The following is a 24,498-nucleotide window of genomic DNA, read 5'->3' on the forward strand; positions in this document are numbered from 1 at the left end:
CACACATTCTCTGAAAAATTATCAAACGTTACCATGGTCGTAGAGTTAATGAATAACGCATGGCTTTGATTACTTGGTATAACTAATCCGGTACACGGCATTGGCAAAGTCATCTGATACCAAGATAGAACCATCTGCCAGGGTCATCACATCAACAGGGCGGCCCCAGCTTTGTTCACCTTCAAGCCAACCTGTGGCAAAGGGCTTATAGTCAATCACCTTATTCCCTTCAAGTGCCACCTGCATAATGCGATAACCCACTTTGTTAGTGCGGTTCCACGAGCCGTGCTGGGCAATTAAGATTGATTGCTTATAAGCCGCTGGGAATTGACTACCTTGATAAAACTCCATGCCTAATGCAGCAACATGTGGACCCAAAGCTAATACCGGAGGCGTGTTGAGTTTGGCGATTTTGGGGTTAGTAAAATCTGCATCGGCAATATCTGTGTTGTGAATATAAGGAAAACCAAAGTGTTGGCCTATTTTGCTCACACGATTAAGTTCATCATCGGGTAAATCATCGCCCATCATGTCGCGGCCATTATCGGTAAACCATAACTCACCTGTTTGTGGGTGGAAATCAAATCCGACACTGTTGCGTACACCTTGAGCGACGATAGTGGTTTGTTTTGTTTCAAGATCTAATTGTAAAATACTGGCAAAGGGCTGCTCACTTTCACACACATTACAAGGTGCGCCGACGGGAATGTACAGTTTTCCATCTGGGCCAAAAGAGATAAATTTCCAGCCGTGATGGGATTTGTTAGGTAACTTGTCGTACACCAATTCTGGTTTAGGGATCTTGGGTAATGATTGTTCAATATCAGGATAACGCCAGATTTTATCGACTTCAGCGACATACAAACTGCCATTATGGTAAGCAAGACCGGATGGCATAAACAAATCCGTTGCGATAATGATTTTCTTATCGGCTTTAAAATCATTATCACTGTCTATAAGCGCATAAACATTGCCTGCTTTACGACTGCCTACAAAAACAGTTCCGTTGTCACCAAGTGCCATCTGGCGCGCATTTTCAACATTTTCGGCATACACATCAATGGTAAACCCTGCTGGTAATTGGATCTTATCCAGTGGTAATGCAAATGATGGATAAGAGACACCCATAGCTATGATTAAGGTTGAACATAAACTAATTGGTTTCATCATATTGGTGCCTCTTATGTAGATTTATTACTAGCTATTGTTGAGCCAGTACTAAGGTCATTACCAGTCTTTAATGATCTGTTTGACCATATTGGCGGTGTTTTCTGGTTGTTCTAATGGAAACATGTGTCCGCCATTGGGGAGTGTCATTAACTCAATGTCATTCAGCTTTGCAAATCGAACAAAATGTTTAATCGGGAATATATTGGTATTTTCACCGTAAACCAGTTTAGCCGGTATGGTTAACTTGTTTTTATACTTTATTAAATTAGTCGGTAAGTGCCTAAAGATATCGGCTTCTACGGCGGGTGAGAAAGTGAGCTCTAAACGCTTATTGCGCTGTATTACGGCAGAGGTGGCATAGTCTTGTAAGCAACGAGAATCAAAGTTTTTAAACAATGTTTTCTGTGAAAAATAATCAACTAAGTTAGTATTTTGTGGCCAATTATTTTGGCGTGTGTTGGCTTTTCCTGCAGGAGAAAGCTTATCAATATAAGGTGTTCGCTTAATAAATCTCAGTAAATGCGAGAACGCACCGGTGACAACTGGCGGATCTAACATCACCAAACCCCGAAAAAGCTCAGGATGTTGGCAAGCGGCAATAAATGAAATTACGCCGCCGAACGAATGCCCCACGCAAATCACTTTCTCATCTTGCTTCTTAATAAATTCAACAAGTTCAGTAACAAGGTGTTGCCAGTTATTGTGTATTGGATACAGAACATTATGGCCAAATTGATTGTGGGCAACGGTACGGTAGTCGTTATCAAATTCATGTAGAAATGTTTTATAGCTGCCAGCGGGGAAGCCATTGGCATGCACGAGGTTTATCAAAGGTTTTGTCATAGTTCACTCTAAAGGGTTAGCACTATTTGTGATTAAATTATTTCACTCATAATTTTGGTCTATAGCAAATAGTGCAATGATGCCCAATGCTTAGAATATTTTTAAAGGATCAATTTGAGTTAACTCTTCAAATTCTGGTTCACGGTTTTGCGCTTTTGCTTTGAAGATTTCCATCATGTCGTTTTGGGGTTGGAACATGCCGCTTTGCCATACCGACATGTAATGTAAACTGTCGGCGACACTGTGGTCACGTGCATAGTTGATCATCTCTTTGCAACCGGTAACGGCTAAAGGCGAGCGGGCGGCAATGTCTGCAGCAATGCCTAATACAGCAGTTAGCATTGATGCTTGGTCTTCATATACATGATTGACTAATCCGGCTGCTTTGGCTTCTGCTGCAGGCATTCTTCGGCCCGTGTAGGCTAACTCTTTAACTAATCCGATTGAAATCAATTTAGGTAAACGCTGTAACGTACCCACGTCGGCAGTCATGCCGAGTTTGGTTTCTTCGATGCTAAAAAAAGCGTCGCTGGTGCAATAACGGCAATCTGCCGCGGTGACCATATCTACAGCACCACCAATACAGCCACCTTGAATGGCCATGAGTACAGGCATACGTGCCGTCTCAAGCACGTTAAAGCAATCTTGTAGCTTGAGCACCAAGCGGCGTAATTGGTCGTGTTTACGGCCTAATTCGATATTCTCGTCGCGGTTACTCGCACTGAATACGGCTAAGTCCATACCGGCACTAAAATGCTTGCCAGTTGAAGAAATGACAATGGCGCGAGCCGCCGATTGATTATTGATATCGTGTATTACGCTTGGAAATTCATGCCAAAAGTCGACGTTCATTGAATTTAACGCATCAGGACGATTAAGGATAATGTGAGCCACTTTATCGGTAATGTTGACAGTGAGCGTTTGATAGGTCTTTTGCGATATCATATTTATATCCTTATAATTTCAATGAAATTTGCTTATCTTGCTCGATGGCTGCATCCAATGAGGCGAGAATAGTCTTACGCTCTTTCAATTTTGTGCCTAAATGCGCAGCCATATTCAGCGTTTGCATGTGTTTAGCCACGGTATGTGCAGTGTCCATGAGTTGTTCTGGCTCAACCACTTGATCGAGAAAACCTGCCATTACTGCTTGTTCTGGTGTAAATAACTCAGCATTGATTACCGCGCGCGACAGATAATTTTGCGGAATACGATTACGCGCGATTTCAATGCCTGCCTGATGCATAGTCATGCCAATAGCCACTTCGTTAAGGCCAATTTTAAACGGACCTGCGCTGCCAATACGGTAGTCGCAGCTGAGTAGTAAAAATGCGCCTTTGGCGATTGCATGGCCTGAACAGGCACCGATAATAGGCGTTGGGAATGCGAGCATTCTGCGGGCTAACGTTGAGCCTGCAGAGACCAAAGCAATTGCCGCTTCAGCGCTTTGCTTCATGGTTTTAAGGTCATAGCCGCCAGATAGAATTCCGGGTTGGCCAGTTATTATTACCACTGCATTTTGCTGCTCTGCATGGTCCAATGCACTGTTGATTTGGGCGATGACTTCAGGCGATATTGCGTTAACTTTGCCATTGCTAAGGGTAATAACATGCACATTGTTTTCAATTACTACGGTGATCAGTTCCATTGTTTACCTTTGTTATTTTAATGATTAGTTTTCGTCTAGGCGTTATCGGCAATCACTTCGCCATTATTTTTCGATTTAAAATACTTGGAATTTAACATACCCGCTAGAATCCCTGCGGTAAAGAGCATTGTGAGAGTGTAAATCGCCGGCGTGAATGACATCTTGTAATTAGCCAATAATGTTAACGCCATAAACATGGATAAGGTACTGTTTTGTAAGCCGACTTCAATGGTAATGGACGTTCTTTGAGCAAGATTTAATCCAAACCATTTACTTGAATAATATCCAAGTAGCATGGTTGAAATATTAAGAATAATCGATACCGGTCCTGCGGCGATAAGTGCAGGGATAACAATATCTTGCTGAATATACGTTAAAAATATAATTAACAACGTCAAAAACAATATGCCAAAGCGTGATACATGGACTTGAGTACTTTCAGCAATTTTGGGAGCGTAACGTCTGATCAACATGCCCAGCAAAATAGGCACAATGGTCAGCTTCATTAAGCTGAACATGGTTGCCAGTATTGGTAACTGGAATTCATTGCCTTGCCCCATGAAGTGAATTAATGAGTAATTAAGCACCACGGGAATAGTAAACACTGTGATTAAACTGGCCACCGCCGTCATGGTGACCGACAGTGCCACATCACCTTTCGCTAAATGAGAAAACATATTGGATGTTGTGCCACCTGGACACAGTACCAGTAACATGACTCCTACTGCGTATTCTGGTTCTAATGGCATGATATTGGCTAATGCAAAGCCAATAATAGGTAACAAAAGTAGCTGGTTAGTTAATCCAATTGCCACTGCTTTAGGGTATTTAAGCACGCGTTTAAAATCGTCTGTCACTAAAGATAGCCCCATGCCCATCATAATTAAAAAGATGCACACTGGGATAACTTGCGAATTAACAAATGTCACTAATTCAATATCTTCCATAATAACCTCATTCAGATATGACCTTTATTGGGCCGATAACGTCCATTTTTATTTTTAAACACGAGCTTGTTGATTGAGAGTTTGCCTATTGCTTACTTGGTTGGAGTGTATTTGGGTCTAACGATATGATTTGTCCAACAGATGCATCAGCTGTTCCGGCTAAAACCTGTTGGTAAATATCATTAACGTGGTGAAGATCATGGGTGTGGGAAATGGTGATAATGGATCTACAAAAGTCTATATAATGGAGTAACGATTGATTCATTTGTTTCATGGTTTCGCCAACCCCCCATTCAAGACTGCGTTTTTTCAATTGTGTTGGCGCAAAGAAGAATGTTGGAGGTGCACCAGGTAACAGGCTGTCACTTTGTGTGTCTGTTATGTCGATATCACCATGGTGGGTTGCACCGATCCGGCATGAATAACGCAGTTGTTGGGTAAAGTGATGATGAATGGCGGCTAAGGTTTTTTTACCTCCGGCCATGTCTACTAAGATGGATGCCACATTGGCATCTAGGGTGGTGATGTCGTTATAGCTAATAACGTGATCGTAACAACCTAATGATTCAACAAAACTGAGATTGGCCATTGAGGTAATGCCAACCGTGCTACGTTGGCCTCTTTGCTTGATGGCAAAGGCGAGGGCGATACTGGTTTTACTGGATGCACTGGTAATCAGATATTGCGTGGCATCGAAATAATTATTGTCGAACATAAAGTCATCCACTAACCAAGATGTGGTGAACAGTCCGCGTAATAAGATGTCGTAGTCTTCATTTTTTAGCTGATAAAAAGGATTGGTGCTAACCCGATCAAAGCGCGCATAAACCGGAGATAAGCCTTCTCTGCATGGATTGATATCTGAAAACCCGCTTGGGTTAACTTTACCAGCAATGATTTTGAGATGGGTCGCCATTGGCATAAATCCCCACACTCGTTCACCGACGTTGATATCTTTGTTATTTGACGACACCACATCGGCAAACCCCATGACAGGTAATCGTCCCCATTGAGTTTGTTGAGCAGTATTCGTTGTAGACGTAGACGTAATCGAATTTGAAGCTGTATCTGAAGGGACATTGTTAACAGGAAAGAATTGCCAATAACCTAATGCATCCCCAGTGATGCCATAGCTGATGTTATTTGCGGTTAACGCGAACTTACTCACCTTAAGCAATACTTCATTGTCAGCCAATGGCTGCTCAATATTCAGCTCAACAACACGTGTTTGTGACAAGTCATTTTTAGCCACTTCAAATACAAGTGTCGGCTGAGCTTGTGATGTTAATATCGTCATAAAATCCCTTTATCGTTATTATTATTTCGTTTGTTATTTAGCGCACTATATTGAGTTTGTTTTACAACAAGCCTTTAACTAAGGATGCAATTAACTTTTTGTTTTCAAATGTATTTAAATTAATATTAATCGTTTATAAAATTATTAATGGCGACATTCACTTCGTCTGGCCTTTCATGTTGTAGCCAATGACTGGTGTCTTGAAAACGCTTTATGGTGCAGTTAGGCACATAGTGATGAATGTTATCGAGATTCTCATTAACGAAGGCAAGGTCTTGTTCGCCCCATAAAATCAATGTGGGAACATTGATCCGTATATTGGGTACTTTAAGCTGCGATGCTTGTTTAACGGGACTCGATTTAGTTGTGTCATTTTGAGTCGATGTTGTGTCTAGGGATGATGCCGTTGTTGAATTACAACGTTGATTATCTGTGTCATTTTCTGCCAGTTGGGGCATAGCGCGATAATATTGCAACATGCCATTAATTGCGCCTGCTTGGCTCCAAACTTGTTTATATTGCGCTTTTACAGCGGCGGTAAACACGCTTGGGTTGGTACTAACCATGATGTCTTCGCTTAAATAGCGATAATCATCTTGCGTTAATAATGACTCCCCCAATTCGCTGATTAATTGATGTATATAAGCACTTTTTTTGCGTTGTAGTGGATTGTTAATCATTTCTCGAGTGAAGGTACTTGGGTGAGCCGCATTAACAATTATCAGCTTACTGATTAACTGAGCATGAAACGCTGCTAATGGCCAAGCAATAGCGCCGCCCCAATCATGGGCGACTAAAATAACAGGCTGAGTAGGGCTAATTGCAGCAATAAACTTGGCCATAAAGCCGATAAGATTGGGTACCGCATAAAAACTAACATCGTCTGGTTTATCGCTTAGATTATATCCCGGCAAATCGGGTGCGATAACACGATAATGTGGTGAGAAAAAACTCAGTTGAGCTGACCATGTACCCCAATATTCAGGAAATCCATGCAAAAATATTATTGTCGGTTTGAGTGCAGTGATGTCAGCTACAGCAAATACGTTATTTGCTTCGGTAGATTGCCCTGATTCAACATAATGAATATTGACGTTATCCACTAAAATATTTTTATGCTCTAGTTTCATATTCAATCTCATTAGTCATGACTGGTTAATCGAAATATGCCACAGCGTTTTCAATGGATTCACGATCGGTACGGGTATTGTTTACCGCTGCACTGTCATCGGCGTAACCAAAAGACATCCCAAATAAAATACCGCGCTCGGCAGGGAGGTTTAATATTTCTCTTACTGGGTCGGGGAATTGCCCTAATGCACCTTGCATGCAATTTGATATGCCGTGATCTGCCATAATCAATGACAGTGTTTGAGCATATATACCTAAATCAACAGCGCCCATAATGTCTAAGTATTTATCCATAGTGAAAAACACCGCATGTGGCGCATCAAAGAACTGCCAGTTACGTACCATCGCCATTTGACGGGCTTTTTTGTCTTCTCGTGCTACACCGATTGCACTATACAACGCATTCGCTGAGCCAAATTGACGATCACGATGAATACCTTGATATTGCGGTAGCCAATTAAAGTCAGGATTTGGCGAGGCGCCGCTCATGAGTGTTTCCATAAACTTTTGTTTCAATGTGTCTTTTGTCTGACCCGAAACCACACAAGTTTGCCATGGCTGCACATTACAATTGGAAGGAGAAAGCTGTGCATGGGCAAAAATCAAATCCAAGGTTTCCTTGGCAACCGGTTTGTCGAGAAAGGCGCGTGCTGAGTAACGGTTTTTTAATATTGATTCTATAGACATATAGGACACTCTTATTGTTTTATTGATAGTGAGTTTATAGCGTTATTGGCGATATAAATCAGTTGCTTAATCTTGATGTTAATAAAAAATCCTACAGTGGCAGTAAAGCGCTATTACCGTCACTGCAGACTGTTTAGCTAGTTAAAATTGGTACGAAATATTGGCTCCAAAGGTACGTGGTTGATTTGGATAACCATTAAAACTGCCCGCTTGAATTGGAGGTGGGAATGCCGACAACAGATATTCATCATTGGTTAAGTTACGCACCCAAAGCTGTAAACTGACGCCATTATCAAATGCCAGTCCCGTACTTGCGTTGAAGGTGTTTACCTCGCGAGATAATGATTCAGGGGTGTTTTCAGCCAGCTTAGTATCACTTTCGAAAAGGTAATCGGTACGAACATAGCCATCGGCACCATTAAATACTTCAAAGTTATACACAATACCGGCAGTGATACTAACTTCATGAATACCAGCCGGTTTCTCGCCAGATAAATCAACCGGTCCGTTTAAACCTGATGCACCAACAAACGAGTCGTAAACAGGGTCGAGGAAGGTACCCGCTAAGGTAAATGACCAATCTTCAGTGAGGTTATAATTAGAGTCAAACTCAATACCTTGGGTACTTTGTTTACCCGCATTGGCCAGTACATAACCTGTGCCAATGAAAATAGATGACTGAAACCCTTCAATGGTTTGATCAAATATGGTTGCGCTAAATGATCCGTGTTCGAATTGAGTCTTAATGCCCAGCTCGTACACCATTGCTTCTTCAGGTGAGGCATAACGGCCGCCATAAACCTGATTGGGAAGTGCTAAGCCTGCCGTTTCTAATGCAGATTGATCCGCTGCGAAAGGGCTTGAATAACGCGATAAGTTCCAAGACGTTGCTTTAAAACCTGTTGCTGCTGTAGCGAATATATTGACATTGTCATTAATTTCGTAAGCTAAGCGTAGTGACCACGTGGTTTTACTATCATCTGATTGATTGTTTTCAACAGCATTTGCCAACCCCAGCATAGGGGGTAAAAACTGCAAACTTTTAATCACTGGTACCGCAGGTGCCAACTGAGGAATACTGCCAATAGGCACGCCATACAATGTTGGCACTGTGTCTAAATCGAGTGCAGAAAGGACATCGGAATGTTGTTGAGTGATGTTGATTTCTTTTTGGTCATTGGTGTAACTCACGCCAAATATGGCGGTAAAATCGTCGCTGATATGGTAATCAAAACTGGCAAATATCGAGTAAGCATCATTTTCTTGTTCAAACTCAGAACTTACTGCCGAGTCACCTGAGAAAAATGTGCCGGGATCCAAGCCATATACTCCTTCAACACCCGCTAATAAACCCGGAGCACCACCAGCCGCCATCAACACATCAAAGTAATTTCTAATGTCGTTACCATAATACAAGGTATCGCCAGTGGTCACTTCTTCATGAAAAATGAATGCGCCAAACATCCATTCGAGCTGACGTTCACCGGTAGAGGTTAAGCGAAACTCTTGGGTAATTGTTTCGATATCGGTGTAGCCGCCTTCGTTCAAAATATCGAGAGAAGTGTAATCGACATCATTCATAAAATCAGAATCGTTGGTACGAAGTGCACTGATTGAGGTAAATGAATAACCATCAAAATCAACATCTAGCTGCAGTGATACTCCACCATCTTTGACGTTGTTATCGGGATTGGAATTAAGAGTAGATTGATAAGCAAATGAATCTGTTTCATCAAGGTCCATGCCCCCGAGCGCACGCACAGCGCCAGTAGTAGGGCCATTAATTGAATTCTCTACGGTACAGCATGCTTCTTCAATTTTACTATAGTCAGCAATTAATCGAAGTTTTACGTCTTCAGTTGGTTCGTACAGTGCCTGACCTCGAATATTCCAACGGTCACGGTCGTTAATATCGTCTAATCCCACCACACTTTCAGTGTAACCATCTCGTTTGTTCAATCCACCAGAAACACTGAATGCTAAATTATCGGTTATGCCATTGGTGTAATAACCTTTAATTTCTTTTTGGTTGAAATTACCTACGCCAACTTCAATTTTACCTTCTTGATAATAAGCGGGTTCTCGCGTGGTGACGCTAATGACCCCAGCGGAAGCATTTTTACCAAACAAGGTACTTTGTGGTCCACTTAGCACTTCAATTTGCTGCAGTCTTGGTAAGTCACCTATTTGAGATGCCGCACGAGAGCGATACACACCATCAATAAATACCCCAACAGAAGGTTCAATACCCGTATTGTTGGTGCCATTACCAAAGCCACGAATTGAGAAGTTGGTGTTAGTTGAACGTTGTAGTGGGGTGACGCGTAGAGTTGGTACCAGAGTTTGTAAGTCTGTTATGTCCATTACTTTAGCTTGCTCTATTGCTTTGCTACTCACTACCGTAATGGCCACAGGAGATTCCTGTAATCCTTTGGCACGTTTAGATGCCGTTACGACGATTCTTTCTATATCGTCTGCACTTTTTTGTGCTTTTGGTTTTTCATCTTCAGCATTTGCAGCTGAGCTCATTACTCCCATAATCGCAAATGCGAGTAAAGAATGCTTAAAATATGTTGATTTATTATTATTCATTTATTTCCCCAGACGATGACTAATCGTTATTAAACAAGCTTGCCAATACATTGATTTACAAAAGATATGTATGACGCTTAAGCGTTCTTATTTGTAACCTGTAAATATATAGCGTTGTAAAATTAGCGTTATTCAATAACATCAAGGGGGGATCAATCAGCTTAATTTTCTATGTTGAAAATTTATCCTGAAAATACGTCATTACCACTTTAGTGAACAATTAACCGCCAAATCATGCTAGGGGGTGTTTTATAATTAAACAAATCAATTATTTTGATAAGCAACTATTCATATAACGAATAATGCACTGAGAAATTTCACCGTCTGAGTGTTTTTAGTTATGCGTAGGATGAATAATCGTCGAGGGCTGAGGCGGTTTTGTTGCGAAGTTGTTGCTGAAAGTCTAACAATACCGACAAACTATAATTCAAACGAATGTATACATATAATTATTATGCATTTGGATAATACTTGTAGTTAACTTAGCATCGGTAGTAACAAATATTATTTGCATGGAAAAATTCATCCAAATAATCACTAACTAGATATAGATTGATAATGACATGGAGAGTAACAATGCCTGAATATAAAGCCCCCATTCGTGACGTAAAATTTGTTATGCAAGAACTGCTAGATTGTGAAGGGCACTATCAGCGTTTGGGTTACCAGGATGCCAGTATCGATATGGTTGATGCGATTATTGCTGAAGCGGCAAAATTAACCGAACAGGTTGTTGCACCATTAAACCAAATAGGCGATCAGCAAGGTTGTACATGGAACGACGGTGTGGTGACCACACCAGATGGTTTTAAAGAGGCGTACGCTCAATATGTAGAAGGTGGTTGGCCAACGTTATCTCAGTCTGAAGAGTTTGGTGGCCAAGGATTACCTCATTCATTAAATATCAGTATTGCTGAGATGTTTTCCAGTGCTAACCATAGTTTTGCCATGTATCCAGGGCTAAGTCATGGCGCATTAGCCACCATTGAAGCACACGGCACAGAATCTCAAAAACAACAATTTATGCCAAAGTTAGTTGAAGGTAAGTGGACTGGCACAATGTGTTTAACTGAGCCGCATTGTGGTACCGATTTAGGTATGTTGCGTACCAAGGCTGAGTTACAGGCCGATGGCAGTTATTCATTGAGCGGCACTAAAATCTTTATTTCGGCAGGTGAACACGACCTGTCAGATAACATTGTCCATATCGTTATTGCCCGTATTCCTGGCGCGCCAGAAGGTAATAAAGGTATCTCGTTATTTATCGTACCTAAATTCAACGTTAATGAAGATGGCACCATTTCAGATAGAAACGGCGTGAGTTGTGGTTCTATTGAACACAAAATGGGCATTAATGGTAACGCGACCTGTGTAATTAATTTTGATGGTGCAACTGGGCATTTGATTGGTGAACCGAATCGCGGCCTTAAGTGCATGTTCACCTTTATGAATGCTGCCCGTATTGGCGTTGCTAGTGAAGGTGTTGCGGCTGCTGAAGCGTCATTCCAGGGGGCTTTGGCATACGCAAAAGATCGTCTACAAATGCGTTCAATCAGCGGGGTTAAAAATCCTAACGGCCCAGCTGACCCAATCATTGTTCATCCAGATGTTCGTAGAATGCTGTTAACTCAGAAATCGATTGCTGAAGGTGGCCGTGCGTTAATTTCGTATCTTGCCCAGCTAGTTGATATTGGCCATGCCGAAAAAGACGAAGCCATTAAAGCTGATGCTGAAACAAAGTTAGCCTTATTAACGCCGATTGCTAAAGCATTCCTTTCAGAGCTGGGTTTTGAATGTACCAGCCACGGTGTGCAAATTTTTGGTGGTCATGGCTTTATCAAAGAGTGGGGCATGGAACAGTTAATGCGCGATACCAAGATTAGCTGTTTATATGAAGGTACTACCGGTATTCAGGCATTAGACTTACTGGCTCGTAAAATTATTGGTACTCAGGGTGAAGTATTAAAGCCTTTCTCTAAAGACGTTACCGTATTCTGCCAACAAAACATGGATAACCCAGCCATGGCTGAGTTTATTAAACCGATTATGGCTTATGCTAAAGAGTGGCATGAACTGACCGTGTTAATTGGTGGCAAGGCGATGAAGAACCCGGATGAAATCGGCGGGGCGTCTGTGGATTACTTGATGTATGCCGGTTACGTCACACTCGCTTTCTTCTGGGCGAAAATGGCGAAAGTGGCGCAAGATAAATTGGCTGCAGGCACCACCGAGCCAGCGTTCTATGAGGCTAAAATCAAAACAGCTCAGTTCTTTATGCAGCGCATGCTGCCAAGGGCTAAAGGTCATGCGGCATGTATTGCCAATGGTGTCGATTCTATGATGGCACTTGATAGCGAAGACTTTGCTTTTTAATTGAGCAATTATCTCATCCGCTAAAATCGATTATATTCTCGATAGAACAAGCCGCAGCGTCAATCGCTGCGGTTTTTTATTGGCTGCGAAGTAACAATACAGATGTAACTCATGCACTGACTGTTTTTCTAATCATTACTTTAAAAGGGTCTACTTTATAACCTGATTTGTTGATCACTATTCGTTACAGATTAGTTAATTCAGCGCTCATCACTTTAGATCTTTATTCGGTTATAGTAATCACTTCATCATAAAAAAAGGACTAAGCCGATGTCAGGCAAAATACTCACGTCTGTGATTCCACTACTTGCTCTTATTCCGTTGACATCATCAGCGGAATCCTGGGTTGATGTCAGTAATGCATACACCAACAAGCAAATTCAGGTAACGAGTCAATTTCAACCTGAAATGGCAAGTTCAATTGGCATTACTGAAACCGATAGTCAATGCAGCAGCATTACTAAGGCACAACAAGATAAGTATATTCGTACTCTTGAAACCAGTAAAAAGTCGTTGTTACAAGCGCTTAATACTGAAAAGTCATTGCAGGTTCGTCAAGACCTCAACATTATTATCAACAATATTGATCAGACCATTGCCTCGGGTAAATTAGAAGACAAATACATGTTGCCTTGGGTGGACGTGCCGTTAATTATATTTAGAGGCGTGTCGGCATTATTAGATGATCAAATGTCAGATACACGTAAACAAGCGGCTAATACTCGTTTAGCGTGTTATGTCGGTAAAACGGGTCAACCTGCGTTAACTGAACAAGCAAAAACCTTGTATGAAGCCGCATTAGCCAACAAAAAATTAATGGGGCCAACAAAAGAAGAAGTAAACCAAGCCCTGGCAAGAATCGATACCTTATTGCAAGGTTTGCAGCAGTTGTTTGAGAAAAATGAATTCATAAAAGCCGATGATAATCTGTCGCTACTAAAGCAGCAAATTGCAGATTACCGTCAGTGGGCAGAAAAAACCGTTATTCCAACTAGCCGAGATGACTTCCGCTTACCGTCAGAAATTTACGCTTTAAAACTCAAAACAGTTGGCATTGATATCGAACCTGAGTTGTTAATTGAACGCGCGAAAGCAAGCTATATGATAACCAAAGCCAACATGCAGGCGTTAGCGCCGTTGGTTGCGCAAAAGTTTAATATGCCATCAAGTGATTATCGCGATGTGATAAAAGCACTTAAAAAAGACTCTTTAGACAACGATAAGATTGAAGATCATTATCGAGCCATTAATAAAAAACTTGAAGCGTTAATCACTCAGAAAAAAGTGGTCAATTTACCTGAGCGCGACATGATTATGCGATTGGCCAGCGAAGCAGAGGCTGCGGGCAGTCCAGCGCCTCATATGTTACCGCCACCGTTTATTGGTAATACGGGTGAACAAGGGCAATTTGTACTGACAACCGGTAACCCTGCATTAACCGGGGATGCTGCTTACGATGACTTTAATTTTAATGCCGTTGCTTATACATTAAGTGCTCATGAAGGCAGACCTGGCCATGAATTACAATTTGCTGTCATGTTGGAGCAGGGCGTGTCACTCGCTCGTGTTTATTATGCTTTTAACAGCGTAAACGTTGAAGGTTGGGCACTGTATGCCGAAGCTGAAATGTTGCCATATCTTCCTATTGAAGCACAGCTTATAGCGCTTCAGCATCGACTATTACGTAATGCTCGCGCCATGTTAGATCCGATGTTGAACCTAGGTCTAACAACAAAAGAAAACGCCTATGCATTGTTACGCAATGACGTGGTATTTTCAGAAGCGGCAGTGAAACAAGAAGTGGATCGATACACCATGAGAATGCCTGGTCAGGCTGGCAGTTACTTTTATGGCTTATCACGATTATTGGAGATCAGGGCTGACGTCGAAATAGCCCTAGGCGATAAGTTTGATCGCTTGGCATTTAATAACTTTGTGTTAGAGCAAGGCTTAATTCCACCCAATTTAATGGCAGAAGCCGTTAAAGAACGCTTTTTAACTAAAAAGTAAAATACGTTGATATTGATAAATCCCATTTAGTTAAATGGGATTTATCAAATACGACTCGTATTCTGGCTATTTTATGCAGCCGCACATGCTATAAATTAGCTTAAGCACGATAAAATTATGTCACCGCTATTTTTTAGCATAAGGCAAACGAGCCAGTTTATTGCCTGTGTAGTAACAATCGAGCCCGCTAATCGCTACCGTATCAATAGTGTGTAAATCTATAAACCCATCAGTTTGAACCGCATCATCATCTACATAAACGTCAACTATTTCACCAATAACAAACTCGGTACCATTGATAGCTAAATGTTGATGCTCTACTAGCTTAACTGAATATTTTAGGCGGCTTTCTTTTACAAAAGGCGCGCTAAAGTCTGATAGGTATTCAGGCGTTAATCCCGTCGCTTCAAACTCTGATTCATCTTTATCATAACGAGCAGATGTTTGATGAGCTTGCTCATAAATAGATTGATTGACTTGATTAATAGTATACAAGCCGGTTTGTAAAATATTTTCAAAGGTATGACGCGGCACACTGTGAGGGCGGATTATCATACCAACCAGCGGCGGATTGGCACCTAGGTGAATAACCGAACTGACAATCGACAAATTAGTGTTGCCCTGTAAATCTTGTGTACCTATTAAATTAGCGCTTTTAAATCCTGACAGTGAATTGATTAAATGGCTACGGGTGTGTTTTTCAAGCGCGTCTAAGCGCTCTTTAGTAAAATGCATTAAAAGTCCTTAACACTAACTAGTGCAACCTTATCAATCAAAATTGGCTGCTTCACCAATTAACGCTACATCTGGGATATTGTTCGTCAATTTGCATTATATGATATCTAGGCCATAAATTATTGCATCTGAGTGTGTTTTTGCTTGTAAATGACTCATTAGCTTTATGGTTATAATTCATTGATATTAATGCTAAATAAATCAAACCAATATACCTCTAGTATGATTTATTCATGTTAGTTTGTTTCTAGCTACTGTATTTCGATACTGCGCAGTGGTCAATTGCCTTGATAAATAACCATCATGTATCTCATGTATCTCATATAACAGCTTAAATTTTTTAATCGCAGGCTTTTTTACGAGCAAAGGTAGCAAATAGATCCATTAACATATCTTCATAACGATATTACATGAACAAGCAATAATGAGGCAGAAGTGAGCAATATGCCGCCTTGCGTGGTAACGTAAATTTAGGCTGGTAAATTTATGCCGGTAAATAATCAAATATGCTGAGGCCCAGTGATTCAAATAAACTAGAAACACTTAAAATGTATAGCGTATCCAATGTATTTAAAAGGACAATCATTATGAGTAAGAAACAAGCATACGAAAAGAAATTGCAAGCGCAGCTCGACGAGTGGAGCGCTGATATCGACAAACTTAAAGCAAAAGCTGATGCGGCCGCAGCTGATGAGCAGCTTGAATACTACAAACAAATAGAGCAACTTCAGTCTATGAAGGACACTGCCAATAAAAAGCTTACTGAGCTTAAAAAGGCCGGTGACGATGCTTGGGAAGACATAAAAGTCGGTATTGACAGCGCCTGGGATTCGCTTGGTTCGGCATTTAAGTCTGCGACGTCAAGATTCAAATAAGCATGCTACATAATAGAAACTCGAGTTAATAGTATCCCTACATTATGGCGGCCAATCATTAATGAGTTTATGCATTAAATGATACAAGCAAGTATCAATATTGGATGAACACCATCACTTCAAATGTGTGTACACATTATTAGCTGAATGGGCCACGTTGGTTGATAAATTCTTAGAGGGAAAAAATATGAAAAAACTGTTTAATAAGATTTTCGCTGGAGTTCATTTGTTCGCAGCTGTAGTGCTTATCATCTTATCTTTGATAATTATGCTGTGGTCCATTTATGAGGTCATTTCTGGCATACAGTATGATTCTGGATTTATTCCATTAATGCTTCAATCTGTCGCTGCTATCATTATTGCAGCAGCCATTATTGATGTAGCACAGTATATGATGGAAGAAGAGGTTTTTAAGGACAAAGAGTTGCGAGATCCCAAAGAGGCAAGACGAACAATTACAAAAATTATTGTCATTATTACTATAGCAGTCAGCATTGAAGGACTGGTTTTTATATTTAAAGCAGGAACGAAAGACCTTAGCCTTTTGCTCTATCCAGCCTTACTTATTATGGTATCAGCTATCTTAATTGTCGCACTTGGTATATATCAAAAATTAAGCGCTACTATAGAAAAAAGAGAAGAGGAAAGTATATAGTCATTTGTGAACAATGGTTTTTATGTATCGCTTAGATAAGTATTTATTCGCCGCTATAAGCGGCGATTCTCTTAAGGGAAAATGGCTAGCTAAATAGAGAGGACATCAACACACTATATTTCTTTGTTTAGCTATTTTTCAGGAATATCTTCAAGTAATTTTATGATAGTACGATTATTGTTTAGATGGGCTAGGTCAAGGAGGTAGCTTTTCTCAAGCTCTTGCATCGGTTCATCTGCCAATAATTCCTTTACTAACTGCTCTTCATCATTTGCAATGGCGGTTTTCAAAGCTGCAAAAGTCGCGATACTGTGTTTATGTTGATCAGTATTGTTAGATCCCATTAGTTTCGCTCCGTTAATTGTTCGATATTTATGTCATAGCGGGTTACCACACTAACAATATAACCGTGTATGTTGCAATCATAGTGATGGTAAATATACCGAAACAGACCAGAATACATAGTCAGTTGATTAAACCGATTACAGTCATATTCTCAGGCGTGTCTTGACAGTTTATCAGCAATGTTAATCGCTTAGCTCCGCTGGTTTGGCAAACGTGATGCTAGGTTTGCATTAAATCTCAGCGCGATTGACAGGATATAAAGCCGTTTTGTTAGCAAAGATGGTATCGTATTTACTCGATGTTTAATGTATTGATTTTAAAGGGTTCTGGATACATTATTCGGTTAAAAATCATGCAATAACGTGATGGAGACAAGTTATGGGTTACGAAATAAAGGAAGAAAATCGTGATCATGCTCCGTTAGAGCGTGGTTTTCTTAAGTTTTCATTACCTGTAGAGTCATTCATCGATAGCCAGATCGTAGCTGGAATCGTGTTACTGGTTTCGGCAATAGCCGCAATTCTTATGGTTAACTTAGGATGGCAACACAGTTATGAAGCACTCAGTACACTTAAATTAACTATTTCTCTTGGCGATTGGTCAATAAGTCATTCCTTACATTATTGGATCAATGATGGCTTGATGGTGTTGTTTTTTTTCATTTTAGGGTTAGAAATAAAATATGAATGTTTGGTCGGCGCTCTTAGCGATTTAAAAGATGCTGCATTAGTTATTGTTATGGCATTAGGGGGCATGGTGCTCCCAGCACTGATATATTCAAGCATTATTTGGATTAGTGACTCGTCCAATGCGTATCAAGGTTGGGGTGTTCCTATGGCCACAGACACGGCATTTGCTATAGGTATTTTAACACTGTTAGGCGCTAAAGCACCTCGGGCTGCTTACATTATTCTTACGGGTTTAGCCATTGTAGATGACATGGGAGCCGTTGCTGTTATTGGATTATTTTATACTCAACAAATCGAAGTTCTGTCATTATTGTGGGCTGCTCTGACGTTATTAGTGTTATTTTTTATCAACATTCTGGGCATAAGAAAACCTATTTTCTATTTAATGGGCGGTTTTTTTCTTTGGTGGTTTATTCTTCAATCAGGCGTACATGCAACCACGGCCGGTCTTTTAGCTGCAATGATGGTACCGACGCGTCCTTATACCAATAAAGTTTGGTTTCGTCGTAAAATGCAAAATGTCATTCAAGAATTTAAGGACGTAGACAGTGTAGACACTCCTATCCTTGAGAATGAAAAACAACACGCACTTGCTGTAAAGGCCGAAGATATTGCCAAGCAAAGTACAGCGCCGATATTACGTTGGGGCTATACACTAGACAAACCCGTTAGCCTTATTATTTTACCTTTGTTTGCTTTTTTGAACGCAGGTGTAATGTTACCCACAATGATTCCTGAATTTAAAGATACTGTGGTCACACTAGCAATAATACTCGCATTGGTGTTGGGAAAAGGCATTGGTATTAGCCTTTTTGCTTGGTTAGGGTTAAAAGTGGGTGCGGTAAGGTTACCTAATGGGGTGACATTTCCTCATATCATAGGTATCGGATTTTTAGCGGGTGTAGGCTTTACAATGTCATTGTTTATATCAGCCTTAGCATTTGAGGGGCAGCCCGCTTTAATCGAACAAGCTAAGCTGGGTATCCTTTTCGGTTCATTATTAGCCGGGATAATAGGGGCTACTATATTGTTTTTGGTTTCTGATGATTAAGTTAAATTAGTTAGCCCCAATTAGCGTATCGAGACGAATAGATAATAGTCAATTTCAATAATGTCAACGTCAATAATGTTAACGTCAATAATGTCAACGTATTAATAGGTACTGGAAATGGGCCAACAGTGATGGTAAAGAACGTTTGCAACAAGCAACATTAGATTTAATGTGGCAGAGCAGCTATGGCACTCTCACTATTGATGCTATATGTGAGCGAGCCGGCGTGAAGAAGGGCTGCTACTATTTTTTCAAATCTAAATCAGAACATACTACTGAGGCCATCCTCGACGGATCGGAGATAAAAAAGCCGAAAATGAACACCTTTTTCACTAACTAGGCCACCTTTAGAACGACTTAAAGCCTACCTTGACGACATACAACAAACACTAGTTGAAGCTATCGAGAAACATGGCCGCGTGTTGGGTTGCCCACATTTCTGTATGGATGATGAAATAAGCAGTATTGAAACTGTTGATTGTCACGCGCGTTAGGATTTATTTAAAAACGTAGATGCTTATCTATTTATCTAACTATTTATCTAACTATTTATACATTTCAGAATTGTTATTAAGTTAATCTTATGTGGCTAATAACATACGCTGATTATTGTTAGTCCCTATCATCATTTTTATACTTAAACAAAACTTAATCCCAATCGTTAGTATTGTTAAAAGGATGTACTCAATTACATCATTTTAGTCTGAACTGTTTACAATTATTAAGATTTATTGGTCTAATTGGAAAGGCTAACATTGGTATGTTAGTGTAACTAAACAGTAAAATATAATTTAGTTTATTTAAAGCACCGCACTAACAGTGATTTTAATCATCTCTTTTTAATCATCTGGTTTTAATATGGTTAGCGTCAAGCTGAAAATATATTTTAATATTATATCTAAATATAAATGTCTTAAATCAGAGATAATAACGAGTTTTATATTTAAATATCGTATTGACATATTCAAGTGGTTACTTTAGGTGGTTTACTCATTTAATTATAGTTGACCATTTAGTAAAGAATAACAATGTAGATATCAAGCAAGTGAATATGATCAACGCATTTTATTCCATCTAGGCAATTGCCATGAACGGCAAAATAGCGATATTGGCGATGCTGTTGTTAAGTCTCTTTTTTATCGCCGCAGTTACAAGTTGTCGCAGTATATGTGTTCATCAGGTCTGCCTATATTCGAATACTAGACACAGAAAAATCGACGTATGTCAGCATAAACGTACGCCTTCACATTGAAACAGAAGGAAACATAGAATATGAACAACTTTGACTTGCACAATCCGACAAAAATCCTCTTTGGTAAAGGCCGCATCGAAGACCTTAACGATCATATTCCAGTAGATGCAAAAGTATTGATTATCTATGGCGGTGGTAGCGCGGAACGAACCGGTGTATTAGGGCAAGTGAGAACAGCACTTTCTGGTCGCACATTGGTCGAGTTTGGTGGCATAGAACCAAATCCTCGTTATGCAACGACCCTTAATGCCGTCAAAGTAATCGCTGATAATAACATCACCTTTTTGCTTGCCGTGGGTGGCGGATCTGTCATTGATGCGACTAAATTTATCGCGATGGCGGCGCTTTATGCTGGTGACCCCTGGGAGATCCTTACTGACGGCACGGAAAAAGTGACCGCGGCGATGCCGTTCGGAACGGTGCTTACATTGCCTGCTACAGGATCTGAAATGAACAATGGTGGGGTGATAACCAACCCTGAGAAGATAGCCAAGCTTCCTTTTAGAAGTCCGCATTGCTACCCAATTTTTTCGGTCCTCGATCCTGAACTTACCTATACGCTGCCTGCGCGTCAGATTGCCAATGGCGCTGCAGATGCCTTTGTCCATATTATCGAGCAGTATCTAACTTACCCCAGTGGCGCACACGTGCAGGATGGTTTTGCCGAGTCTCTGCTACGCACCATTATTGAGCTTGGCCCTAAAGCGCTAAAGACACCAGAAGATTATGACATTCGTGCAAGTCTGATGTGGACCGCCACACTGGCTTTGAATGGCTTAATCGGTGCCGGAGTGCCACAAGATTGGGCTTCTCACATGATCGGACATGAGATTACTGCGCTCAATGATACAGACCACGCCCGTACTCTTGCTGTCGTGTTACCGTCACTATTGAATGATCAGCGTGGCCACAAGCACGAAAAATTACTCCAATATGCTAGTAATGTCTGGGGCATCACCGAAGGCACAGATGCTGTGCGAATTGACGCTGCAATAGACGCCACGCGGGCGTTTTTCGAGCAATTAGGGATCAAGACTCGATTGAGCGACTACGGTATTGCCGCAGCAGAAATTGAACTTATTGTTCGCGCCTTGGAGGAACATGGCATGACAGCCCTTGGCGAACACAAAGACATCACCCCAACTGATGTCCGTCGCATTCTTGAAGCGTCACTTTAAAGGAGATTGAATATGACACAAACAAACACAACTAATCGACAATGGGTTCTTGCAGAACGTCCTAAAGGCGAACCTACGCTAGACACGTTAACTTTGATTGAGACCGCTATCCCTGTTGCTAACGACAAACAAATGCTACTGCGGACTGAATTCCTTTCGCTCGACCCCTATATGCGCGGGCGGATGAGCGATGCACCATCTTATGCAGACCCTGTCGAAATAGGCGCGGTGATGATAGGCGGTACTGTGTCTCAAGTTGTTGATTCCAATATCGATGGCTTTGCTCCAGGCGACTTCGTGCTTAGTTTTAATGGTTGGCAAGACTATGCTGTTTCCGATGGCACCGGGCTCACTAACCTCGGTAAGTCTTCGACCCATCTTTCATGGGCGCTTGGTATTTTAGGCATGCCTGGCTTTACTGCTTGGGCTGGCCTGAAGCATATTGGTGCCCCTAAAGCTGGCGAGACCATTGTTGTGGCAGCTGCGACCGGCCCGGTCGGGGCCACTGTTGGCCAAATCGGCAAGCTGCTGGGCTGTCGTGTGGTTGGAATTGCAGGCGGCGCGGAAAAATGTGCCTATGCAGTAGATGAGTTAGGCTTTGACGCGTGCATCGACCATAAGGTTGCTGACTTTGCAGACCAACTTGCCAAGGTGAACTCAAACGGCATCGATGTCTATTTTGAAAGTGTCGGTGGTAAGGTCCTTGATGCCGTCATCCCGCTATTAAATCCGAACGCTCGGATCCCACTTTGCGGGCTGGTGTCACAATATAACGCAACCGAATTGCCAGAAGGGCCAGATAGAATGAACTGGCTGATGGGCCAGATCCTGCGTAAGAAAATTAAGCTGCAAGGTTTTATTATTTTTGATGACTTTGGCCATCTGTATCCCGACTTCGCCGCCGAGATGACTGGTTGGGTTAAAAGCGGCAAGATTAAATACCGAGAAGAGATTATCACAGGGCTCGAAAATGCTCCTCATGCATTTATAGGCCTTCTTAATGGCGAAAACTTCGGCAAACGTACAATCCATGTTGGTCAAAAGTAACAGGTCAATATTTTACCATCTTGATGGTTCTGACTTCGCCCTCGGGCGATAGCTTTTGCAAAACAACACCGGGGGCCGGTTGTTAAATACCCGTCTCCTGTTGGTACATTACCCAAAAAAGGTAAATATTATGACATATGAAACACGCAATCCTTACACTGGTGATCTTCTGGTAACGTTCCCAGATGCAAGCGACTCAGAGGTAAAGCAAGCAATTGAAAATGCGCATGATGCTTTTTTACTTTGGAAAAATACTGGGTTTACTGATCGTGCGCGCATAATGCACGCCGCCGCCGAATTATTACGCCGTGACGTTGATTATTATGCCAATCTGCTCACCATTGAGATGGGTAAACTTATATCCGAAGCCAAAGCAGAAATAGCGTTGTCAGCAGATATCTTCGACTACTATGCAAATAATGCACAGAAATTGCTGGCTCCACAAAAGCTACCGGTTGCCGACGCTGATGCGGAAATTTTGTGTGAGCCGCTGGGTGTATTATTGGCGATTGAACCATGGAACTTTCCTTTCTATCAGGTTGTTCGTATCGCTGCACCACAAATATCTGCTGGTAATACACTGTTGCTCAAGCATGCGTCTAACGTTCCGCAGGCCGCGGCTGCATTCGAAAAATTAATGCTCGATGCTGGTTTACCTCAAGGCGTGTTCAAAAATCTATACGCTACAAGGTCGCAGATAGAAACGATCATTAACGATCCGCGCGTTCAGGGCGTAGCATTAACAGGGTCGGAAAGGGCCGGTGCAGTCGTTGCTGCCCAGGCAGGCAAGGCATTAAAGAAATCGACTCTTGAACTTGGCGGTGCTGATGCATTAGTTGTTCTAGCCGATGCAGATATGCAGAAAACAATTAACTGGGCGGTTCTAGGACGACATTGGAATGGTGGTCAGGTCTGTGTGTCATCAAAACGAATGATCATTGTGGATGAGGTGTATGATCGGTTCCTTGAAGGATATATTGGTGGTACTGCGAATCTCAAAGCGGGTGATCCGTTCGAGCCAAGCACAACGCTAGCGCCACTTTCATCTAGGGCGGCAGCCGATGAAATCAAGGATAAGATTCGCCAGGCGGTTTCTTACGGTGCTACCGCAACTGAGGTTGGGCCAATTGTCCCTGATTCAGGCAATTTTGTTCAGCCGACCATTTTGACTGAAATTGCAGAAGACAACCCCGCACGTTATTGGGAATTCTTCGGTCCTGTTTCTATGATGTTTCGCGCCAAAGATGAAGATGACGCGGTCCATATAGCCAATGATTCACCGTTCGGTCTGGGCGGTTCGGTATTTACTGCCAACCCAATCCATGGTGCAGAAGTGGCGAAACGAATATCCACAGGTATGGTCTTCGTCAATCACCCGACAATGGCTAAGGCGGATTTACCATTCGGTGGTGTTAAACGTTCAGGTTACGGCCGCGAGCTAGTCGGTCTCGGCATCAAGGAGTTTGTTAACCACAAACTTATCGCCATTGTTGACATCGACGCTCCGTTCTAGCGCTAATTGCCAATCCGATGTCTAGTCGGATTGGCTTATCCAGTAAGGACATAAATCGGTAAATAGTGAGTTGTTTAGCGATATCAACATAAACACTTCTAAGCATGCAAAAATATCAAAATAGTTAACTCATTTTGCTAGCGACCCTTAGTTAACTTTGCAACGTTTAGCGCCCTCGGCAATTAATTTTCGTTAAATAACTTAGCCAATCACGGAACACTGTCGACTATCACCATATCATCGGAGCCACTAACCGAGACTAAAAGTCTTAATGCAAAACATATCCCCAATTCAGTACTGGCCAGCCTGGTTTGCGAAAACTGAATAAGCCTCCAATTGTCCTTATTTCAAGCACTTCTAAAGCGCTATCATCAGCATTACACCGTCTTTTCATCATGAGAGATGAGGCTAACATTAACAAATCATCCACACGTCATCATCGTATGTGTCATTGATTATG

Annotated in this window: 19 protein-coding genes; 8 read left to right on the plus strand and 11 right to left on the minus strand. The window is 41.5% G+C overall.

Annotated features, from left to right (window positions below):
- Positions 1–69: 69 nt before the first annotated feature.
- From HNW13_RS06800 to HNW13_RS06840, 9 genes are all read right to left on the minus strand, one after another.
- Positions 70–1,170: a PQQ-dependent sugar dehydrogenase gene (locus HNW13_RS06800; protein ID WP_243756179.1), complete on the minus strand. Its 1,101-nt coding sequence runs from the start codon at positions 1,168–1,170 to the stop codon at positions 70–72.
- A gap of 57 nt (positions 1,171–1,227) precedes the next feature.
- A complete protein-coding gene (locus tag HNW13_RS06805; protein ID WP_192114939.1) occupies positions 1,228–2,013 on the minus strand; it encodes an alpha/beta hydrolase in 786 nt (261 codons plus the stop codon).
- Between the two features lie 90 nt (positions 2,014–2,103).
- On the minus strand, positions 2,104–2,958 hold the full coding sequence (locus tag HNW13_RS06810) for a crotonase/enoyl-CoA hydratase family protein (protein WP_192114938.1): 855 nt from the start codon (positions 2,956–2,958) through the stop codon (positions 2,104–2,106).
- A gap of 10 nt (positions 2,959–2,968) precedes the next feature.
- Complete coding sequence (locus tag HNW13_RS06815; protein WP_192114937.1) at positions 2,969–3,661, minus strand: crotonase/enoyl-CoA hydratase family protein; 693 nt, start codon at positions 3,659–3,661, stop codon at positions 2,969–2,971.
- Between the two features lie 35 nt (positions 3,662–3,696).
- Entirely contained in the window at positions 3,697–4,608 is a 912-nt protein-coding gene (locus tag HNW13_RS06820) for a bile acid:sodium symporter family protein (RefSeq protein ID WP_192114936.1), read from the minus strand.
- Positions 4,609–4,693: 85 nt separating this feature from the next.
- A complete protein-coding gene (locus HNW13_RS06825) occupies positions 4,694–5,905 on the minus strand; it encodes a DUF2855 family protein (RefSeq protein ID WP_192114935.1) in 1,212 nt (403 codons plus the stop codon).
- 125 nt (positions 5,906–6,030) lie between these two features.
- Positions 6,031–7,035, minus strand: a complete 1,005-nt coding sequence (locus tag HNW13_RS06830) for an alpha/beta hydrolase (RefSeq protein WP_243756180.1) — start codon at positions 7,033–7,035, stop codon at positions 6,031–6,033.
- A gap of 25 nt (positions 7,036–7,060) precedes the next feature.
- The gene (locus tag HNW13_RS06835) at positions 7,061–7,723 is read right to left on the minus strand and encodes a nitroreductase (RefSeq protein WP_192114933.1); all 663 of its coding nucleotides are present in this window, start codon (positions 7,721–7,723) and stop codon (positions 7,061–7,063) included.
- Between the two features lie 141 nt (positions 7,724–7,864).
- Positions 7,865–10,315 carry a TonB-dependent receptor gene (locus HNW13_RS06840; protein WP_192114932.1) on the minus strand — a complete coding sequence of 817 codons (2,451 nt, stop codon included), beginning with the start codon at positions 10,313–10,315 and terminating at the stop codon, positions 7,865–7,867.
- A 576-nt stretch (positions 10,316–10,891) separates the two neighbouring features.
- Here HNW13_RS06840 and HNW13_RS06845 point away from each other — a divergent pair.
- Both HNW13_RS06845 and HNW13_RS06850 read left to right on the plus strand, forming a co-directional pair.
- Entirely contained in the window at positions 10,892–12,688 is a 1,797-nt protein-coding gene (locus HNW13_RS06845; protein ID WP_101088254.1) for an acyl-CoA dehydrogenase C-terminal domain-containing protein, read from the plus strand.
- A gap of 270 nt (positions 12,689–12,958) precedes the next feature.
- Positions 12,959–14,698 carry a DUF885 domain-containing protein gene (locus tag HNW13_RS06850; RefSeq protein WP_192114931.1) on the plus strand — a complete coding sequence of 580 codons (1,740 nt, stop codon included), beginning with the start codon at positions 12,959–12,961 and terminating at the stop codon, positions 14,696–14,698.
- 126 nt (positions 14,699–14,824) lie between these two features.
- Here HNW13_RS06850 and HNW13_RS06855 read toward each other — a convergent pair whose 3' ends face one another.
- On the minus strand, positions 14,825–15,433 hold the full coding sequence (locus tag HNW13_RS06855) for a flavin reductase (RefSeq protein WP_101088256.1): 609 nt from the start codon (positions 15,431–15,433) through the stop codon (positions 14,825–14,827).
- Between the two features lie 587 nt (positions 15,434–16,020).
- On the opposite strand from HNW13_RS06855, the gene HNW13_RS06860 reads away from it, so the two are divergent.
- On the plus strand, positions 16,021–16,308 hold the full coding sequence (locus HNW13_RS06860) for a coiled coil domain-containing protein (protein ID WP_162023137.1): 288 nt from the start codon (positions 16,021–16,023) through the stop codon (positions 16,306–16,308).
- A gap of 187 nt (positions 16,309–16,495) precedes the next feature.
- Positions 16,496–16,963 carry a hypothetical protein gene (locus HNW13_RS06865; RefSeq protein WP_101088258.1) on the plus strand — a complete coding sequence of 156 codons (468 nt, stop codon included), beginning with the start codon at positions 16,496–16,498 and terminating at the stop codon, positions 16,961–16,963.
- A 131-nt stretch (positions 16,964–17,094) separates the two neighbouring features.
- Here the strand turns inward: HNW13_RS06865 and HNW13_RS06870 are convergent, their stop codons facing one another.
- On the minus strand, positions 17,095–17,307 hold the full coding sequence (locus HNW13_RS06870) for a hypothetical protein (RefSeq protein WP_011637494.1): 213 nt from the start codon (positions 17,305–17,307) through the stop codon (positions 17,095–17,097).
- Positions 17,308–17,686: 379 nt separating this feature from the next.
- On the opposite strand from HNW13_RS06870, the gene nhaA reads away from it, so the two are divergent.
- The 4 genes from nhaA (at position 17,687) to HNW13_RS06895 (ending at position 24,038) form a co-directional block, all read left to right on the plus strand.
- Positions 17,687–19,048, plus strand: coding sequence for a Na+/H+ antiporter NhaA (gene nhaA, locus HNW13_RS06875; protein ID WP_192114930.1), 1,362 nt, complete (start codon positions 17,687–17,689; stop codon positions 19,046–19,048).
- 1,272 nt (positions 19,049–20,320) lie between these two features.
- Positions 20,321–21,478, plus strand: a complete 1,158-nt coding sequence (locus HNW13_RS06885; RefSeq protein ID WP_162023131.1) for an iron-containing alcohol dehydrogenase — start codon at positions 20,321–20,323, stop codon at positions 21,476–21,478.
- A 12-nt stretch (positions 21,479–21,490) separates the two neighbouring features.
- The gene (locus tag HNW13_RS06890; RefSeq protein WP_101088262.1) at positions 21,491–22,525 is read left to right on the plus strand and encodes an NADP-dependent oxidoreductase; all 1,035 of its coding nucleotides are present in this window, start codon (positions 21,491–21,493) and stop codon (positions 22,523–22,525) included.
- A gap of 130 nt (positions 22,526–22,655) precedes the next feature.
- Entirely contained in the window at positions 22,656–24,038 is a 1,383-nt protein-coding gene (locus HNW13_RS06895) for an NAD-dependent succinate-semialdehyde dehydrogenase (RefSeq protein ID WP_192114928.1), read from the plus strand.
- Positions 24,039–24,498: the final 460 nt, after the last annotated feature.

Source organism: Shewanella sp. BF02_Schw, assembly GCF_014596695.2.
In the GTDB taxonomy this organism is placed as follows: domain Bacteria; phylum Pseudomonadota; class Gammaproteobacteria; order Enterobacterales; family Shewanellaceae; genus Shewanella.